The sequence below is a fragment of the Bacillus sp. PS237 genome (assembly GCF_037963345.1).
Taxonomy (GTDB): domain Bacteria; phylum Bacillota; class Bacilli; order Bacillales; family Bacillaceae; genus Bacillus; species Bacillus subtilis.
The window spans coordinates 4,043,808-4,060,942 of the sequence record NZ_CP150156.1 but is presented as its reverse complement, the minus strand read 5'-3'; the positions used below and the strand labels follow the sequence as shown (position 1 = coordinate 4,060,942).

At 37.4% G+C, this 17,135-nt stretch carries 16 protein-coding genes and 1 pseudogene; 11 read left to right on the top strand and 6 right to left on the bottom strand.

Annotation, left to right across the window (positions count from 1 at the left end):
• The first annotated feature begins 26 nt into the window (after positions 1-26).
• Genes NST22_RS21030 through NST22_RS21020 form a run of 3 tightly spaced genes read left to right on the top strand, consistent with a single transcriptional unit; the run spans position 27 to position 3,623 of the window.
• Positions 27-1,472, top strand: coding sequence for a metallophosphoesterase (locus NST22_RS21030; RefSeq protein WP_003243883.1), 1,446 nt, complete (start codon positions 27-29; stop codon positions 1,470-1,472).
• Positions 1,465-1,863, top strand: a complete 399-nt coding sequence (locus NST22_RS21025; protein WP_003242576.1) for a hypothetical protein — start codon at positions 1,465-1,467, stop codon at positions 1,861-1,863. Before NST22_RS21030 ends, NST22_RS21025 begins: the two co-directional genes overlap by 8 nt.
• Positions 1,863-3,623, top strand: coding sequence for a DUF2326 domain-containing protein (locus tag NST22_RS21020; protein ID WP_009969953.1), 1,761 nt, complete (start codon positions 1,863-1,865; stop codon positions 3,621-3,623). Before NST22_RS21025 ends, NST22_RS21020 begins: the two co-directional genes overlap by 1 nt.
• Before the next feature lie 533 nt (positions 3,624-4,156).
• On the opposite strand, the gene fbp is transcribed toward NST22_RS21020, so the two are convergent.
• The gene (gene fbp, locus NST22_RS21015) at positions 4,157-6,082 is read right to left on the bottom strand and encodes a fructose-1,6-bisphosphatase (protein WP_003243329.1); all 1,926 of its coding nucleotides are present in this window, start codon (positions 6,080-6,082) and stop codon (positions 4,157-4,159) included.
• A 471-nt stretch (positions 6,083-6,553) separates the two neighbouring features.
• Here fbp and NST22_RS21010 point away from each other — a divergent pair, with 471 nt between their 5' ends.
• The 5 genes from NST22_RS21010 (at position 6,554) to NST22_RS20990 (ending at position 9,981) form a co-directional block, all read left to right on the top strand.
• The gene (locus tag NST22_RS21010; protein WP_003226979.1) at positions 6,554-6,703 is read left to right on the top strand and encodes an epipeptide YydF family RiPP; all 150 of its coding nucleotides are present in this window, start codon (positions 6,554-6,556) and stop codon (positions 6,701-6,703) included.
• Positions 6,704-6,760: 57 nt separating this feature from the next.
• A complete protein-coding gene (locus NST22_RS21005; RefSeq protein WP_003242609.1) occupies positions 6,761-7,720 on the top strand; it encodes a YydG family radical SAM peptide epimerase in 960 nt (319 codons plus the stop codon).
• The gene (gene liaK, locus NST22_RS21000) at positions 7,701-8,459 is read left to right on the top strand and encodes a zinc metalloprotease LiaK (RefSeq protein ID WP_003243055.1); all 759 of its coding nucleotides are present in this window, start codon (positions 7,701-7,703) and stop codon (positions 8,457-8,459) included. The genes NST22_RS21005 and liaK overlap by 20 nt, the downstream gene beginning before the upstream one ends.
• A 149-nt stretch (positions 8,460-8,608) precedes the next feature.
• The gene (locus tag NST22_RS20995) at positions 8,609-9,238 is read left to right on the top strand and encodes an ATP-binding cassette domain-containing protein (protein ID WP_003242913.1); all 630 of its coding nucleotides are present in this window, start codon (positions 8,609-8,611) and stop codon (positions 9,236-9,238) included.
• A gap of 20 nt (positions 9,239-9,258) precedes the next feature.
• On the top strand, positions 9,259-9,981 hold the full coding sequence (locus tag NST22_RS20990) for a peptide ABC transporter permease (RefSeq protein ID WP_003243760.1): 723 nt from the start codon (positions 9,259-9,261) through the stop codon (positions 9,979-9,981).
• Positions 9,982-10,111: 130 nt separating this feature from the next.
• Here the strand turns inward: NST22_RS20990 and NST22_RS20985 are convergent, their stop codons facing one another.
• Both NST22_RS20985 and NST22_RS20980 read right to left on the bottom strand, forming a co-directional pair.
• Complete coding sequence (locus tag NST22_RS20985; protein WP_009968424.1) at positions 10,112-10,270, bottom strand: hypothetical protein; 159 nt, start codon at positions 10,268-10,270, stop codon at positions 10,112-10,114.
• Positions 10,271-10,297: 27 nt separating this feature from the next.
• Complete coding sequence (locus tag NST22_RS20980) at positions 10,298-11,008, bottom strand: GntR family transcriptional regulator (protein ID WP_003226988.1); 711 nt, start codon at positions 11,006-11,008, stop codon at positions 10,298-10,300.
• Between the two features lie 156 nt (positions 11,009-11,164).
• Between NST22_RS20980 and NST22_RS20975 the strand changes: the two genes are divergently transcribed.
• From NST22_RS20975 to bglA, 3 genes and pseudogenes are all read left to right on the top strand, one after another.
• Positions 11,165-11,443, top strand: coding sequence for a PTS transporter subunit EIIB (locus NST22_RS20975; RefSeq protein ID WP_075058871.1), 279 nt, complete (start codon positions 11,165-11,167; stop codon positions 11,441-11,443).
• A pseudogene (locus NST22_RS20970) lies at positions 11,343-11,582 on the top strand (PTS glucose transporter subunit IIA); the annotation flags it as partial. The gene NST22_RS20975 and the pseudogene NST22_RS20970, both read left to right, overlap by 101 nt.
• A gap of 13 nt (positions 11,583-11,595) precedes the next feature.
• The gene (gene bglA / locus NST22_RS20965) at positions 11,596-13,035 is read left to right on the top strand and encodes a 6-phospho-beta-glucosidase BglA (protein WP_003226994.1); all 1,440 of its coding nucleotides are present in this window, start codon (positions 11,596-11,598) and stop codon (positions 13,033-13,035) included.
• Between the two features lie 109 nt (positions 13,036-13,144).
• Here the strand turns inward: bglA and ahpF are convergent, their stop codons facing one another.
• The 3 genes from ahpF to gnd all read right to left on the bottom strand — a co-directional run bounded on the left by ahpF (position 13,145) and on the right by gnd (position 17,121).
• Positions 13,145-14,674, bottom strand: a complete 1,530-nt coding sequence (gene ahpF, locus NST22_RS20960) for an alkyl hydroperoxide reductase subunit F (protein WP_003243077.1) — start codon at positions 14,672-14,674, stop codon at positions 13,145-13,147.
• A 13-nt stretch (positions 14,675-14,687) separates the two neighbouring features.
• Positions 14,688-15,251, bottom strand: coding sequence for an alkyl hydroperoxide reductase subunit C (gene ahpC, locus NST22_RS20955; protein ID WP_003243686.1), 564 nt, complete (start codon positions 15,249-15,251; stop codon positions 14,688-14,690).
• A 463-nt stretch (positions 15,252-15,714) separates the two neighbouring features.
• On the bottom strand, positions 15,715-17,121 hold the full coding sequence (gnd, locus tag NST22_RS20950; protein WP_003243876.1) for a decarboxylating NADP(+)-dependent phosphogluconate dehydrogenase: 1,407 nt from the start codon (positions 17,119-17,121) through the stop codon (positions 15,715-15,717).
• Positions 17,122-17,135: the final 14 nt, after the last annotated feature.

Genomic DNA, 17,135 nt, shown 5'->3' with positions numbered 1-17,135 from the left:
AATATACTTATGAGAGGATGTTTGTATTGAAGGTACGTTTTTTACAAATTTCTGATTTGCATTTTCAGTTTCAAAATTATGACACTATTGTAATGAGAGATAAATTATTAGATTTTATAGAAGTTTTAAGAAGAGAGTCAGATTTTGATTTTTTATTATTAACTGGAGATATAGCACACAAAGGTGATGTGTATAACGAAGATGTTAAAGAATATCTTAATGGAATTATTAAAAGTATGGGATTAAGTAAGAATAACGTACACTTAGTGCCAGGAAATCACGATATATCTAGAGACATGACGAGGACACTTTTGATTGATAGTATTATGAAATCTCCTAACCCCTCAGAAATGTTGGATAAACTAGATCAAAAAGCTACAAATATATTAGTGGAAGGTCAAAGGAAATTTTTCGATTTTTATGAAGATTTTATGGGTGTTAAATATCCGGAAGAAGATTTGCATTTTTTGTATCAATCGGAGAAGTATAATGTTTTATCAATAAATACATGTCTGTTATCAGATAAAAAAGGTGAAGAAGGAACGTTATTAACTGCACAGATGAAATTATATAAAGCAATAAGGAAGATGAACAAAGAGAAAAATAAGGGCAAGGTATTAAATATAGCTATTGGGCACCATACGTTAGGTTGTATTGAATCTTCCGAAAGAGAATCAATAAAGGCACATTTTGATGATTACTTTATTGATCTATATTTGGCAGGACATGTACATGATTCTTCATTTAATATTACTGCAAATACAAATGAAAATCCATTCTTAGAATTAGTAAGTGGAGCCATTATAAAGGATGAGTATGCTACTCCAGAATTTATTTCGGTGGATGTGAATTTAGATAATGGCGAGACAGAAGTAACATACTACATTTGGAATACCGAATATAAATACTGGTCAAAAAACAACCAAGGAGGAAGGAGACTACAGGAAGGGAAGTTAAATTATAAGATTAATAGATTAGAGAGCCTTATTGAAAAAGAAATAGAAGATAACGATGATAAAATTGATGAAGATGAGTTTAAGAGCTTTATTATAGATTTTCATGAGTATAGAGAAAGTTATAAAACATTTACTAGTAATTTTGATAATCAAATTGGTTTAGATAAAAAATTTTATGATATGAAAAGTGGGGAAACTTTTAAACGGAAATTCGATAGTTATTCTGAGTATTTTGGTGTGATAAACCATATAATGGATTCCACTTCGTATGTAAGTGCTGATAAAAAGGAATTGATTGCTGAGACGATAGTAGACAAATATCTAGAGTTTCATAATCAATATAATAATGGAGATGAGATATTTGTAAAAATTGTTAATGAGATTTATCTAGAATGTCATTCAGTTTTACCATATTCAAAGGCTTTAACGAAAAAATACATTAAGATTTTAACATGTTGGTGCATTTATGAATGTGAGATTTTTAATGATAACAAAAGAAGTGTTAAGAATGATTGATCTTAAAATTGAAACAGCTGAAAATATTCTCAAATACTCTTATGTTTTATTAGAAAATGAGTTTAAAAACATTCAAATTGGAAATGATCTTATTCCTCTAGTGAATAATTCTCCTTTAAAAAAGGAAAAGGCGGAGAGGCCAGAAATGAATCATTTTTTATTAACTAAATATAATGCTGTGGAAGAAAATATTTTATACTCATCAAAGATACTTTATGAACTGTTAGAGAAGGAAAAACATATTGATCAACTTTTTCTTGATTATGCTAAGAGTCAAGGTATTATAATAAATTTGAATATTGAACGGATACTGTATTTATCGTTAACTTTTTTATATTCATTAGGTAAAGTTTCTTTTAATCAAAATATGATTAGCAGAACGGAGAGTTAGTGATTGTTATGATTATAAAAAATCTTTTTGTTTGCAATTCCCAAGAAATTTTGAAAGAGTATAAATTTAATGCTGTAGGAGTAAATATAATACTTGGTGAAAAGAGAGAAGATCATGAAGAGACTAATGGTGTAGGTAAGTCAACGATGATTGAATGCATCTCCTTTTTACTAGGGAAGACTATATCAAATTTTTATACGACAAATGAAATTCTTCTCAATAAAAACGTTTTTATTGTTTTGAATGTGGAAATTGATGGAAATCAAGTATTCCTTGCTAGATCTTTTAATTCTCCTAAACATGGTTATACATTACATGATACTTCTTTAACTTTTAATTTGGAGGAATGGAAAAAAGTTAGTATAAGTGTATATAAAAAATTTATTGAAAAGGAAATTTTAAAGGGTGAGAAAGAGGATATAACTTTTGCGGCGTTAAGGGAGTATATTATAAGAGACGAAAAGACAGGGTTTAATGATATAGTTTTACCGAATAGGGGAGGGTTAAAACAATATAAATTACTTAACTATCTTTTTACTTTACCAACTCATACAGAAAAAAACATAAAGGTTTTTCGGGATAAGATTGAAAAATTAAATAGTGAAATAAAATTGATTGAATCAATGAATATTAACATTGGCGATTTAAAAGTTAAGGAAGATGAATTAATAAATGAGATAGAGGATTACAATAGAGTTATCTATCAAACTAAGACTGCCAATAAATATAATAATGATACAAATAGGTACTCAGAAATTAAAAGTGAACTTAATAAAATACAAAATGAAATATTTGAAAATGAACATATTTGTAAACAATATCAAAGAAATATAGATGATTTAAATAAAAAAGTAACTAAGATTAAAGAATTAGAAAATATAGAAAAATTCTATGAAGATATTGTAGGTTTTTTTCCAGAGGAAGTAAAACAGAATTATAATAAAGTCCAAGAGTTCTATAATTTCATGGTAGAAAGTAGAGGGAGTTATTTTAAAGATAAAATTGTTAAAATACAAGCCGATTTAAAAAAACTTAATATCAAAAAGCAAGGATTAACAGAACAACTGGAATCAAGTGCCAGAATTTTAAAGAGTAACAATTTCATTGAGGATATTTCCATTGTGATGGAAGAACAAAGAAGGAAAGAAATAGAGTTAGCGGAAGTAAGATTGAGAATTAGTGACTACGATAAAAAAAACCATATTTTTGATAAGATTAATGAACTTCAACATGAAATATTAAGAGTTAATTCAATGTATTATGATGAGTTTCAATCTTATAGCGCTATAGTTAGTGAGTTAAAGAAGCTTTTTAATAATCTAATGGATGTTACATACAACCAACATGGATTTTTAGATTTTGAATATGATAATAGAATAAGTAACGCAAAACAATCAACTACAGGAAGGATCAAAATTTCTTGTTCTATACCGGATGAACGTTCACATGGTAGACTCCATATGAAGATAAATATATTTGATCTTACTTGGTTTTTATACAGGTGTATAAATAAGTGTAGTTTGAATATTTTAATTCATGACGGATCTTATTCTAATCCTGATCCTCATGTAAAAGGTACATTATTAAAACATATCAATTCAAGTCTGTTAGAGAATAGGATCGGACAATATTTTGTAACAATAAATAAAAATGAATTATTATTAGATGACCTTCAAGAATTAGAGTCGAAAGGTATGATTGTTGCAAAATTAGATAGAAACAATGAAGATAAAAATAGATTTTTTGGTTTTAGATTTTGACCAAATAATATTAAACTAGGGAGTTCTTATAGAACTTCCTTTTAACCTGTTTTAAAAATTCCCATAATGTCAAGGGTGTTTAAATTCAGTATATAATGAAACACCGTAATAACTTAACCTATAACAGAGTGATAAAATAGAACTTATGTCTTTTCTTATTCTTTCACTAGAAAAAATCTAGTACTTTGAATGTTGAAAAAGGTCCACCCTAGCGAGAGTTATATAGAATGGACTTTTTTTGAGTGCATTTTTTTACGGTTATGTCTACTAATGAGTGCCATAATAGAGGGAGAATATAGAACGGCTATATCGTGCATGTTCTCCATTGATAATTGTTTCAGTGTAATACCATATTATTTCGCAACCTCTTTCTCCGAATCATTACCCAATTACATTCTATAAGTATTAGTATTTCTTCCTTGTAGTATAATTGTCCAGCCATGAAAAAACTCCCCAAGGCAAACAGATTTTCTAAAATTCATCTATCTACTTTTAGGGGAGCAGCATATCACCATCCCTGAACCCCACACCCCTCACTTCATATACCGATACTCCCGCAAACTCTCTAAAATCGCAACTTCCTGCAACAATTCCTCACCCACATTCGTTTCCTTCACTTTCTTCCGCTCAAGCTCTTTGTCCACTAATCGTTTGACCGTTAAGACGTCGGTTCCGGTGCTTAGGACTTCTGCCTTGGAATTGAAGTGTTTATGGGCGACGAGCTGCATGCCGTAGGAGTTGTATAGCAGCGTGTAGCCGGCGATGCCTGTTGTGGATTGGTAGGCTTTGGAGAAGCCGCCGTCGATGACGATCATTTTTCCGTTTGCTTTGATTGGGTCTTCTCCTTCGATTTCTTTTACAGGTGTATGGCCGTTGATGATATGGCCGTGATCTGGATTGAGGCCGAATTCTGCCAGGATGTTTCGGCAGGTTGCCTCGTCTTCTCGTAAATAATAATACGGGTTTTTCTTCTCTTTATGCGTTTCCTTCTCTTTGATGAAATAGCGCTCAAATGTCGTCATGGCGCGTTTTCCGAAGAGGGAGGAGTATTCGCCTGTCCATAAATACCAAGCCATATCTGTCGCCAGGTCATCGGTTTCTTCCGGGTGGGCAAAGGCTTCCCGCAAGAATCGTTCAAATACATCGAGCAGCTCACGGCCCGCATACGGTTTATCCTCAATCATCATCGTTTCCATATTGCCGTTTTCATCAACTGGAATACAGCCGTGAATCAACAGGTTGCCGTTATATTTTAAATAAAGGCTGCCTTTTTTCATCATAAAATTCATATGGCGGCCCAGCTTTTCGGAATGCTGGACAGAGAATAGCAGCTTGTCTATGACTTCTGCTTCTTCTTCTAATAGCTGATCTGGCTGCTCCGGATTAATCGTCGCAAAGCAGGTGTTTTCCAGTTGATATGTTTTTCCGTTCAGCGTGATTTCATTTTTGTCATAGTCTATTTTCTCTAATAACAGCCGCTCTTCCATATTAAAGTTCGGCCGTCTCTTGATAATCGGGCTCTCAAGCTTGAATTGGATCATGGCAATCGCTTGATGGATTTTTGTGATTTGCTTAATCTCATCCTCTGGCCTGTTTTCGTCTGCTTTTGGACGGAACGCTGGATTATCATCATAATATTTTTCGGCCAGGTTCAGCAGCGGTCTCAGGTTGATGCCGTACACGTCCTCAATAATATCCAGGTTGTCGTAGCGGGCACAGATGCGGATAATATTGGCCAGGCACACTTTGGAACCGGAATAGGCGCCGATCCAAAGGACATCGTGATTTCCCCACTGAATATCGACAGAATGATAGTTGATCAGTTCTTCCATAATTCTATCCGGCTGCGGGCCGCGGTCATAAATATCGCCGACCACATGCAGATGGTCGACCACCAATCGCTGAACGCTGTAAGCAAGGCCGGTGATCAGCTTATCGGCTTGGCCAAGTTCAATGATCTGATCAATGATTTCGGAGTAATATTGCTCCTTGTTGCCAGCTTGTTCTGTTTTGTATAACAGCTCCTCCGTAATATAAGCAAATTGGGCAGGCAGTGCTTTGCGTAATTTGGAGCGGGTATACTTAGAGGAGCAATATGAAACGAGCTTAATCATTCGATGAATCGTTTCTTTATACCACTCGTTTAACGCTTCTTTCGCATCAAAGTCATGTTTGATTAATTTCAGTTTGTCTTCCGGATAATAGACCAATGCTGCTAATTCATCAATTTCTCTATCGTAAATGACACCGCTGAAGATGTCGCGTATCTTCTCTTTGACTCGTCCTGAACCATTGCGCAACACGTGCTGGAATGCCTGATACTCTCCGTGCAGATCACTGACAAAATGCTCGGTGCCTTTTGGCAGGTTCAATATCGCTTTCAAATTGATGATTTCTGTTACCACTTTTTCTTCACAATCGTATTTTTGTGCGAGTAGATCTAGGTACTTGCTTTCCAAAACCGTCCATCCCCTTTTTAGAATAAACCCCTCTTTATGAGCATGTGCATGATAAGGTGAATTTAAAAGTATGACATTATTTTTAAACATTGGACCTTTATATGATAGTACCGCATAACTGCTTTTAGAGACAATTAAAACGAGAGAAAGAGGTGCCAAATGGGGTAAGCAAGAGCTTAAAACAGCTTTTCAGTACAGGTTGGTTTAGGGTAAGATTGTTTGCCTCATTTCTTCCACTTAAAATCTGTATATCCCTTAACTAGTGTAGCCAATATTGATGTTTTACTTTTCATTACGAAGCTTTAAATCAAACTATGGCCTTTCATTCGGTATAGCTTAGAGGGGCTAGAGGACTATAGGCTTTATATACCAAGAATAGTGACATTTTTCAGATTTTTTAGGTACAATATATTGACATGTATTGAATGATATAGAATAATTGGTTTATATTAGAAAAGGAGGAGGGATAATATGAAAAAGGAAATCACTAACAATGAGACTGTGAAAAACTTAGAATTTAAGGGTCTATTAGATGAATCACAAAAGTTAGCAAAAGTGAATGATCTTTGGTATTTTGTAAAATCAAAAGAAAATCGCTGGATTCTTGGAAGTGGTCATTAATTAGAGGGGTACAAAGGAGAGTCTAACTCTCCTTTACCATTTGTTGGGGGATATTTCATGTATAATAAAACAGTATCAATCAATTTAGATTCAAGGTGTAATGCATCCTGTGACCATTGTTGTTTTTCTAGTTCACCAACTTCAACAACCAGGATGGAAAAAGAATACATAAGAGAGTTAGTAACTGAATTTGCAAAAAACAAAACCATTCAAGTGATTTCTTTTACAGGTGGGGAAGTTTTTTTAGATTATAAATTTTTAAAAGAACTAATGGAAATCATTAAACCATATGAAAAACAAATAACGTTGATCTCTAATGGATTTTGGGGTTTGAGCAAGAAAAAGGTCCAGGAGTACTTTCATGATATGAATTCTTTAAATGTGATAGCACTGACTATAAGTTATGATGAGTACCATGCTCCATTTGTCAAGTCTTCCAGTATTAAAAACATATTAGAACATAGCAGGAAATACCCTGATATCGATATTTCTCTTAATATGGCAGTTACCAAAGACAAAATGTCCAACCACATTTTAGAGGAATTGGGGGATTCAATCTTAGGTGTAAAGATAACAAAATTTCCAATGATATCAGTTGGCGCTGCTAAAACTAGAATTAAGCAAGAAAACATACATAAATTTTACAGTCTTGAAGATGAAGATTCCTTACATTGTCCCGGATATGACATTGTATATCATCATGATGGAGAAATTTATCCATGTTGTTCCCCTGCTATTTTTGAAACGAAAATAACCCTAAGGGAAGAATATAACCAAAGTTTCGAAAGAACCGTGGAAAAGTTAAATTCCAATTTGCTATTATTTATTCTTAGAAAAGAAGGATTCAAATGGTTTTTGAATATTTTAAAAGAAAATAACAAAATAGAGGAATTTGACATTCCTTATGAATTTTCCTCTATTTGTGGAGTTTGTGGTTCCTTATTCAACTCTGCAGAAAAAATAAACTACTTCTATCCTTATATGGAAAAATACTATAATGAAAATTTTAAAGTATGAAGATGAAAAATATGAAGTGCTTGTGCAAAACAACGTATTTATAAAAGACAAAAAAAGCGGAGAATACTATAAAAATAGTTTAAATTCTCTGTCAGATAAACAATTATTACGTTTTAAAATGTATAAAGAGAAAGTATCACCAAAGTTTTTTTATCTGTTCTTATCCTTTACGGCTCTCATGTTCATATTAAATTATATTCATTTAATAAAATTGCAAAATGGATTGTCCTCAGTATTTTACGGCTGGAAAATGTGGATAATTATAGTTATTTATTTTATAATGAATATAGTGCTTCATGAACTGGGACATATTTATTCCTTAAAATTTTTCGGGAAAAACTTTGATAAAGTGGGATTCAAACTGAATTTTTATGTATTTCCTGCTTTTTATGTCCAATTGAATGAAACCTACATGCTATCAAGAAATGAAAAGATAATCGTTCATTTATTTGGCTTGTTTATCAATTATCTTTTAATAAATACATTAGAATTAATAAATCAATTTACATTTTCCAGTGAAGCATTAACTATGGCATTTATGCTTTTCTCGTCTACTTTATTGTGGAACTTAATCCCAATATTGAATTCTGATGGTTACAAAATTCTTTTAGCTTTTCTGAGCTTAGATGAATATAGCCGTTTTAAGACAAATCATTGGTTAGTTCTTACGATTCAAATTATAGGGATTGGCCTTGCAGTGAATTCAGTTGTACATTGGATATTATATATTGTAAACTAGAGTAAAAGATCTCCAAATTAGCCATCTAAAAACATTTCTTTCGCTTCCGGATCGGAAACGAAAGAGGTACCTCAAAAGCTTAGACATTAGTAACAAATCACAAGGCAGAACATTTTATTATTATGCAAATATTTCCTAGGAGTATGTATATGAATATAGCGAATTACACTTTAAAAGTGAAAGGCAAAACGTTACTTCAGGACACCGACTTGCATTTTTCGAGCGGGAAAATTAATCACGTTGTCGGAAAAAATGGAGTCGGTAAATCACAGCTTGCTAAAGACTTTTTGTTGAATAATAGCAAAAGAATCGGCAGAGATATTCGTCAAAATGTTTCTTTAATATCCAGCTCGTCGAATATACCTAATGATGTTTCTAAGGACTTTTTATTACACTTTTTGAGTAAAAAATTTGATGCAAAAATGATAGATAAAATCGCATATTTACTTAATCTGGATAATATTGATGGAAAAGTTCTGATCAAAAATTTGAGTGATGGACAAAAGCAAAAATTAAAATTGCTCAGTTTCTTATTAGAGGATAAAAATATTATTGTTTTAGATGAAATAACGAATTCATTAGACAAAAAAACGGTTATAGAGATTCATGGCTTCTTAAACAAGTATATTCAGGAGAACCCCGAGAAGATTATCATCAACATTACACATGATTTGTCTGATTTAAAGGCGATAGAAGGGGATTATTATATATTTAATCACCAAGAAATTCAACAATATCATTCAGTGGATAAATTAATTGAAGTGTATATAAATGAGTAATAAAACAGTGGGGGCTTGAGATGAAATTAGAGTTTAAAAAGAGTATTAGCAACAAAGTTATCATTATTTTAGGAGCAATGTTTGTATTTTTATTTTTGCTGGGTTATTTTTTACTTGTTGGAATCGATAAAGTCAGTAATGTTACACCTGAAATGTTTTTCTTTAGCTCCTATACTGTTGCGACCCAGTTTGGTTTGATGTTATTTTCATTTGTTATAGCTTTCTTTATTAATAGAGAGTATTCAAACAAAAATATTCTCTTTTACAAGTTAATTGGAGAGAACATCTATACTTTCTTTTATAAAAAGATAGCTGTTTTATTTTTAGAATGTTTTGCATTTATAACGCTAGGCCTGCTAATCATATCGTTGATGTACCATGATTTTTCGCATTTTGCATTATTACTTTTTTTATTTTCTGCAGTTATACTGCAGTATATTCTAATTATCGGAACTATAAGCGTGTTATGTCCTAATATATTAATTAGTATAGGTGTCAGTATCGTTTATTGGATGACTTCTGTTATCTTAGTAGCTATAAGCAATAAAACGTTTGGTTTCATTGCTCCTTTTGAGGCAGGTAACACTATGTACCCCCGAATAGAAAGAGTGCTGCAATCTGATAACATGACACTTGGGAGTAATGATGTTTTATTTATTATTTTGTATTTAGTTTCAATTATTATCATAAATGCGATTGTCCTTCGCTTTTCTAAAACTAGATGGATCAAAATGGGCCTTTAATAAAGGGAGCTACTTCACAATGAAGTAGCTTTTTATGTGCACCTATATATCATTAACATCAAGATTAATGCATGTGACTGGCTGAGTTTGTTAAGGGAAGGATGTTTTTCTGTTTGCATCGCCCAAACTATTATTGTTTTTCTTTCACCATCTTTACAAAGAGGAAAAAGATAATGAATACGATAAAGTAGTTCATTGGATTCTTAACGATGCTCATCTCTAGTGAAATCTGTAAGAGTATCCAGAGCGCAAAGATGGCTAGTATGGCAGGAATGATAATTTTGTACATGTCGACCACCTACCGTAGTGAAGAGCCCTATAATAAAAAACTATTAGCCTGTACCACAAACTGCGACTGCTCATAATTATACGAAATCTTCGAGTAATCAAACGGCTGCCCATTTGTCAGGTGAAAAATACTTTCTATATACAGCTTCGGCAGTCCAGCCTCTAATCCCAAATATTCCGCTTCTTCCTCATTAAGCTGGCCCACGTGCAGAAACAAATCAGAAAAACCAATCTTCAACCCCAGTCCTTCCCGGATGTAATGGAAGATGGAGTGGGAGACGATTTCGTTGTTTAAATACGTCACGATGGATTTGGTGTAATAGGATTCTTCGTAGCAAAGGGTCTGGCCGTTGATGTAGCGGACCCTTTTGACATAGTAGATGTCCTCGTCCATTCCGATGTTCAGGTTTTCCGCCGCTTCCGGTGTTGGCTTTCTCACGTCCAGTTCGATGACTTTTGAGGTGACGTTGAAATCCTCGAGATCTTTTTTAAATCCCTGATTCGACAGAAGGCTGATATAGCCTTTTCGTTTATGTTTTCTGACGAAAATGCCGCTTCCTCTGACCTGAAAGATCGCGCCTTTTTGCTCTAATAGCTCGAGGGACTTTGTGATGGTGCTTTTGCTGACTTCAAACTGGGCCATGAGGGTTTCTAGGACTGGCAGTTTGTCTCCCTGCTGAAGCTGGTGTTCTTCTATATATGTTTCAATTTCCGTTGCGATTTGCTGGTATTTTAACATACGCATTCCTCATTTATTCGTTTAGTTTCACTTGTCAAAATTATAGCATAAACCGCTTACAATGATAGTTAGTGCGTAAATATTTTGTTTCGGAATTGATAAATTATACCGTTACAATTATAATGAAAGCGTAACCAAAACGAAGGGGTGGGTGAAATGTCGGGGAAAGTGAGAGATTATACGAGACTAGCAAAAGACATTTTAGAGGCCGTAGGCGGGGAAGAGAATGTGATTGGGGCTTCTCGCTGCGCTACCAGACTTCGATTGGTGCTGAAGCGGTCTACCCCTAAAGCGAAGGATATCGTGAAATCGATGCTACCATCCCGGCGTCATTACGGTTGTCATGGTTACGCCTACAAAGCATGCGATTGGCCTGCGTTCAGCGTCCGGCGTCGAATTGCTTGCGCACATCGGGCTGGATACGGTGACATTTGACGGCACGCCTTTTTCCTTGAAGGTAAAAGAAGGCGATACCGTCAAAAAAGGCGAAGTGCTTGTTGAGTTTGATAAAGCTTTCATTGAAGACATTGAGGAAAGTGCATTACATCAAAAAATATTTACAGTCGTAAGCTGAGGAGGAATTAAACATGGGAAACATGCCAAAGGATTTTTTATGGGGCGGTGCTTTAGCTGCCCACCAATTTGAAGGCGGATGGAATCAAGGCGGTAAAGGGCCGAGTGTCGTCGATGTGATGACAGCGGGTGCGCACGGCGTGCCGAGAAAAATCACTGACACGATTGAAGAAAACGAATTTTATCCAAACCATGAAGCCATTGATTTCTATCACAGATACAAGGAAGATATCGCTTTGTTTGCGGAAATGGGATTAAAATGTCTGCGGACGTCCATCGGCTGGAGCCGGATTTTTCCGAAAGGCGATGAGGCTGAACCGAACGAAGCTGGTTTGCAGTTTTATGATGATGTGTTTGATGAATTGCTGAAGCATGGGATCGAGCCGGTCATTACCCTGTCTCACTTTGAAATGCCGCTGCACCTGGCAAGAGAATATGGCGGCTTCAGAAACCGGAAAGTCGTGGACTTCTTCGTCAACTTCGCAGAGGCTTGCTTTACCCGTTACAAAGATAAAGTGAAGTACTGGATGACATTTAACGAGATTAACAACCAAATGGATGTGAACAATCCGCTGTTCCTATGGACGAATTCAGGTGTTGTGGTTGGCGAAAACGAAAACGCCAAGGAAGTCATGTATCAAACGGCGCACCATGAATTAGTGGCGAGCGCCTTAGCAGTGGCAAAAGGAAAAGACATCAATCCAGAGTTCCAGATTGGGGCCATGGTATCACACGTGCCGATTTATCCTTTCTCCTCCAATCCTGAAGATGTGATGCTGGCTGAAGAAGAAATGAGGCAGCGCTATTTCTTCCCTGATGTGCAGGTTCGCGGTTATTATCCAAGCTACGCGTTGAAGGAATTTGAACGCGAAGGCTACAACATCACATTCGAAGACGGCGATGATGAGATTTTAAGAAACGGAACCGTCGATTACTTAGGCTTCAGCTATTACATGTCAACAACTGTGAAAAGCGATGTGAAAAATGATAACACTGGCGATATTGTAAATGGCGGCTTGCCGAATGGTGTCGAAAATCCGTACATCACTTCGAGTGACTGGGGATGGGCGATTGATCCAACCGGGTTGAGATATACGTTAAATCGTTTTTATGACCGATACCAAATCCCGTTATTCATCGTTGAAAATGGCTTTGGCGCAGTGGATACGCTGGAGGAGGACGGCAAGGTTCATGATCCGGAACGCATTCAATATTTAAAATCGCATATTGAAGCATTGAAAAAAGCGGTCACGTACGATGGTGTTGATTTAATTGGCTACACGCCGTGGGGCATTATTGATATTGTCTCCTTCACAACTGGCGAAATGAAAAAACGCTACGGCATGATCTATGTTGATCGTGACAATGAAGGAAACGGATCCATGAAACGATATAAGAAAGACTCCTTTGAGTGGTATAAAAATGTCATTCAAACGAATGGTGAGGAACTATAAGAAGCGCTCGAATCGAGCACTTTTACCGTAGTGCCTGGTTCGGTTTTTTTCTGTAGAAAAAGAAAAATCCGCTATCCTGCCAATCTGGCAATATAGCGGATTTCTTATATTAGTTACGGATTAGGTAATCAAACGCGCCGAGGGCGGCAGTTGCACCTGATCCCATAGAAATAATAATTTGGTTGTACGCACTGTCTGTGCAGTCGCCGGCAGCAAATAAGCCTGGTACGCTTGTTGCGCCGTGTTTGTCGACAATAATTTCGCCCATGCGGTTGCGTTCAACCGTTCCTTCTAACCATTCTGTGTTTGGCACGAGACCGATTTGGACGAATACACCTTGAAGTTCAACGTGTTTTTCTTCGCCTGTTTCGCGGTCTACATATGTGATGCCGTTAACACTCTGATCACCTGTGATTTCTTTTGTTTGTGCGTTTTTCACGACAGTAACGTTAGGCAGGCTGTAGAGACGTTTTTGCAGGACTTCGTCTGCTTTCAGTTCCGGCGCGAATTCTAGTACAGTAACGTGATTGACAATACCTGCAAGATCAATCGCTGCTTCGATACCAGAGTTTCCGCCGCCGATTACCGCAACGTCTTTGCCTTCAAACAATGGCCCATCACAGTGCGGGCAGTATGCGACACCTTTGTTTTTGAACTCTTGTTCACCGGGGACGTTGACATTGCGCCAGCGTGCACCTGTTGAAAGGATCACTGTTTTACTTTTCAGGACAGCGCCGTTTTCGAGTTCAAGTTCGAACAGATCTTTCTTCTCAAGGCGTTTCGCACGCTGAAGGTTCATGACATCAATATCATATTCCTTCACATGCTCTTCAAGACTTGCCGCTAGCTTCGGTCCTTCCGTCGCTTTGACGCTGATGAAGTTTTCGATGCTCATGGTGTCGAGAACCTGTCCGCCGAAGCGCTCAGCGACAACACCAGTTCGGATGCCTTTACGTGCAGTGTAGATCGCTGCACTTGCACCAGCAGGTCCGCCTCCGACCACAAGAACGTCAAACGGCTCTTTGTCAGCAAACTCAGATGCATCTGTGCCGCTGCCCATTTTCGCAAGAATTTCTTCAAGCGTCATACGGCCGCTTCCGAAGGATTCGCCATTCAGGTAAACGGTCGGCACTGCCATGATGTTTTTGCTTTCAACTTCTGCTTTGTATGCTGCACCGTCAATCATCGTGTGCGTAATGTTCGGGTTCAGCACGCTCATCATGTTTAAAGCTTGTACAACATCAGGACAGTTGTGGCATGTCAGGCTGATATAAGATTCGAAGTGGTATTCACCACTGATCTTCTTCACCTGATCAATGACTTTTTGGTCTACCTTAGGCGGTCTGCCGCTCACTTGGAGCAACGCCAACACTAATGATGTGAATTCGTGGCCCAGAGGGATACCGGCGAAAGTCACGCCAGTGTCTTCTCCGACACGATTGACACTGAAGCTCGGCGTTCTGTTTAATTCAGCTTTTTCAACTGAAATTTTCGATGACATGGAAGCCAGCTCATCAACGAGAGCCAGCATGTCCTTAGAAGTGTCATCTTCGCCTGCGCTAACTTTGAGAACAATGTCATTCTCAATTAGCTGCATATATTGATTTAATTGTGCTTTGATATTTGCATCAAGTACCAATTGAATGCACTCCTTAGATTTTACCTACTAGATCAAGGCTAGGTGTAAGAGTTTCGCCGCCTTCTTCCCATTTAGCCGGGCAAACTTCACCTGGGTTTTGACGAACGTATTGAGCTGCTTTTACTTTGTTTACAAGGTTGCTTGCGTCACGGCCGATACCGCCTGCATTGATTTCAACAGTTTGGATAACGCCGTCTGGATCGATGATGAATGTTCCGCGGTCAGCAAGGCCAGTTTCTTCGTCAAGAACATCGAAGTTGCGAGAGATCGTTTGAGATGGGTCACCGATCATTGCGTAAGTGATTTTGCTGATTTTTTCAGAGCTGTCATGCCAGCCTTTGTGTACGAAGTGAGTATCTGTAGAAACAGAGTATACTTCAACACCTAATTCTTTAAGTGCAGCATATTGTTCTTGAAGATCTTCAAGCTCAGTTGGGCATACGAAAGAGAAATCTGCTGGGTAGAAGCAGAATACGCTCCATTGGCCTTTCAAATCTTCGTTTGTTACATCGATGAATTCACCGTTTTTGAATGCTTTTGCTTCGAATGGAAGTACTTCTTTACCGATTAAAGACATAATGTATATTCCTCCTAAAAATGTATTAGAAAGCATAATCGCTTTCAATAATAATTCTAATTATATATGAATTATTAATTAATATATATTTTTTGTCAAGCCATAACCTACTTTTTTTCATCTTAATAAAGGTGTGACAGGTAGGATTTAGGCATTTCTTTTATAATAAATGAGAGGCTGATTCTCAATTAGATAAGGTTTTCAGGGACTTTTGTAAATCAGAATGCCAGGCCGTTTTGGCATTTGAACATTTTATGACACCATGGTCAAGGGCAAAGGACAATGGCCAAAAGCAGAATAGAACGGAACAGCAATCTGCTGTCACATGATGATCTTGGGGATTGTTTCTAGCTATTATTGTATCACTGTTTATGATATTTAAAACATAACTTATGTCTTCTGTTGTTTGGGATAGAAGAAAAAAACACGGTTCAGTTGAAACTGACCGTGTTTTTAATACAGGTTATTCAGACCAATTCGTATGGAAGACGCCGTCCATATCAGTCCGTTCGTACGTGTGAGCGCCAAAGTAATCGCGCTGTGCCTGCAAGAGGTTCGCATTGGAACGCCCTGTGCGGTAGCCGTCGTAATAAGAGAGCGCGGTAGTTAAGCATGGGAAAGAGATTCCGGTGCTGATACCCTCGCAAACGACTTTTCGCAGGCCTGTTTGATAGGCATGGAGCTTATCTGTGAAATAAGGCGCGATCAGCAGGTTAGCCAGATTTGGCTGCTCACTGAATGCTTCGCTGATCACGTTTAGGAAATCAGCGCGGATGATGCAGCCGCCTCGGAAAATCAAGGCGATGTCTTTGAGCGGCAGATTCCAGCCGTAAAGCTCAGATGACATCTTATATTGGGCAAAGCCTTGTGCATAGGCGCATACTTTCCCCATGTAAAGAGCCTGTCTGACGTATTCAATCCAAGTGTCTTTATCCAAGTGTTTTTCTTCGGCTTCCGGGCCTGCTAATACATCTTGAGCTGCCATCCGTTCTTCTTTTAAAGATGACAAGTAGCGGGCGAACAAGGACTCTGTGATGATCGTGGACGGGATGCCGTTATCAATCGCCTGCATGCTCGTCCATTTTCCGGTGCCTTTTTGGCCGGTTTTATCAAGGATGACATCGATCAGAGGCTGTCCTGTTTTTTCGTCTTTTTTGCGTAAAATCTCAGCTGTAATCTCTATTAAATAGCTTTTCAGCTCACCTTGATTCCATGTTTCAAAAATAGATGCAATTTCATCTAGCGGCAGACGAAGCGTTTCTCTTAGAAACGTATAAGCTTCTGCAATCAGCTGCATGTCGGCATATTCAATGCCGTTGTGCACCATTTTTGTAAAGTGCCCTGCCCCTTTTGGTCCGATATAGACACAGCAAGGGTCATCTCCGACTTGGGCTGCGATTTTCGTCAGGATAGGAGCGGCTTTCTCATAGACGTCGCGATCTCCGCCCGGCATGATGGAAGGCCCTGTTAACGCACCGACTTCACCGCCGGAAATGCCGACTCCCAGGTAGCCGATCCCTTTTTCCTTCAGCTCGTCATATCTTCTTTCTGTGTCTTCATAGTGGGAGTTTCCTCCGTCCATGATGACGTCGCCTTCTTCAAGCAAAGGCTTTAATGATTGGATGACGGAATCTACGGGTTTTCCCGCTGTGACCATCAAAAAGATTTTTCTTGGTTTTTCTAACGATTGAACAAAGTCCTCAAGCTCGTAATACGGGCTGAGAGATTGTCCATCCAGCTTTTGGATAAGCTGGTCCGTTAAATCTCTGGTGTAATTATAGACAGCGACGTTTTCGCCTTTATTTGCCATGTTTAAGGCGATGTTGCTTCCCATTACGCCTAAGCCTATGACACCAATCGAATTGAACATGTGTTACAGCTCCT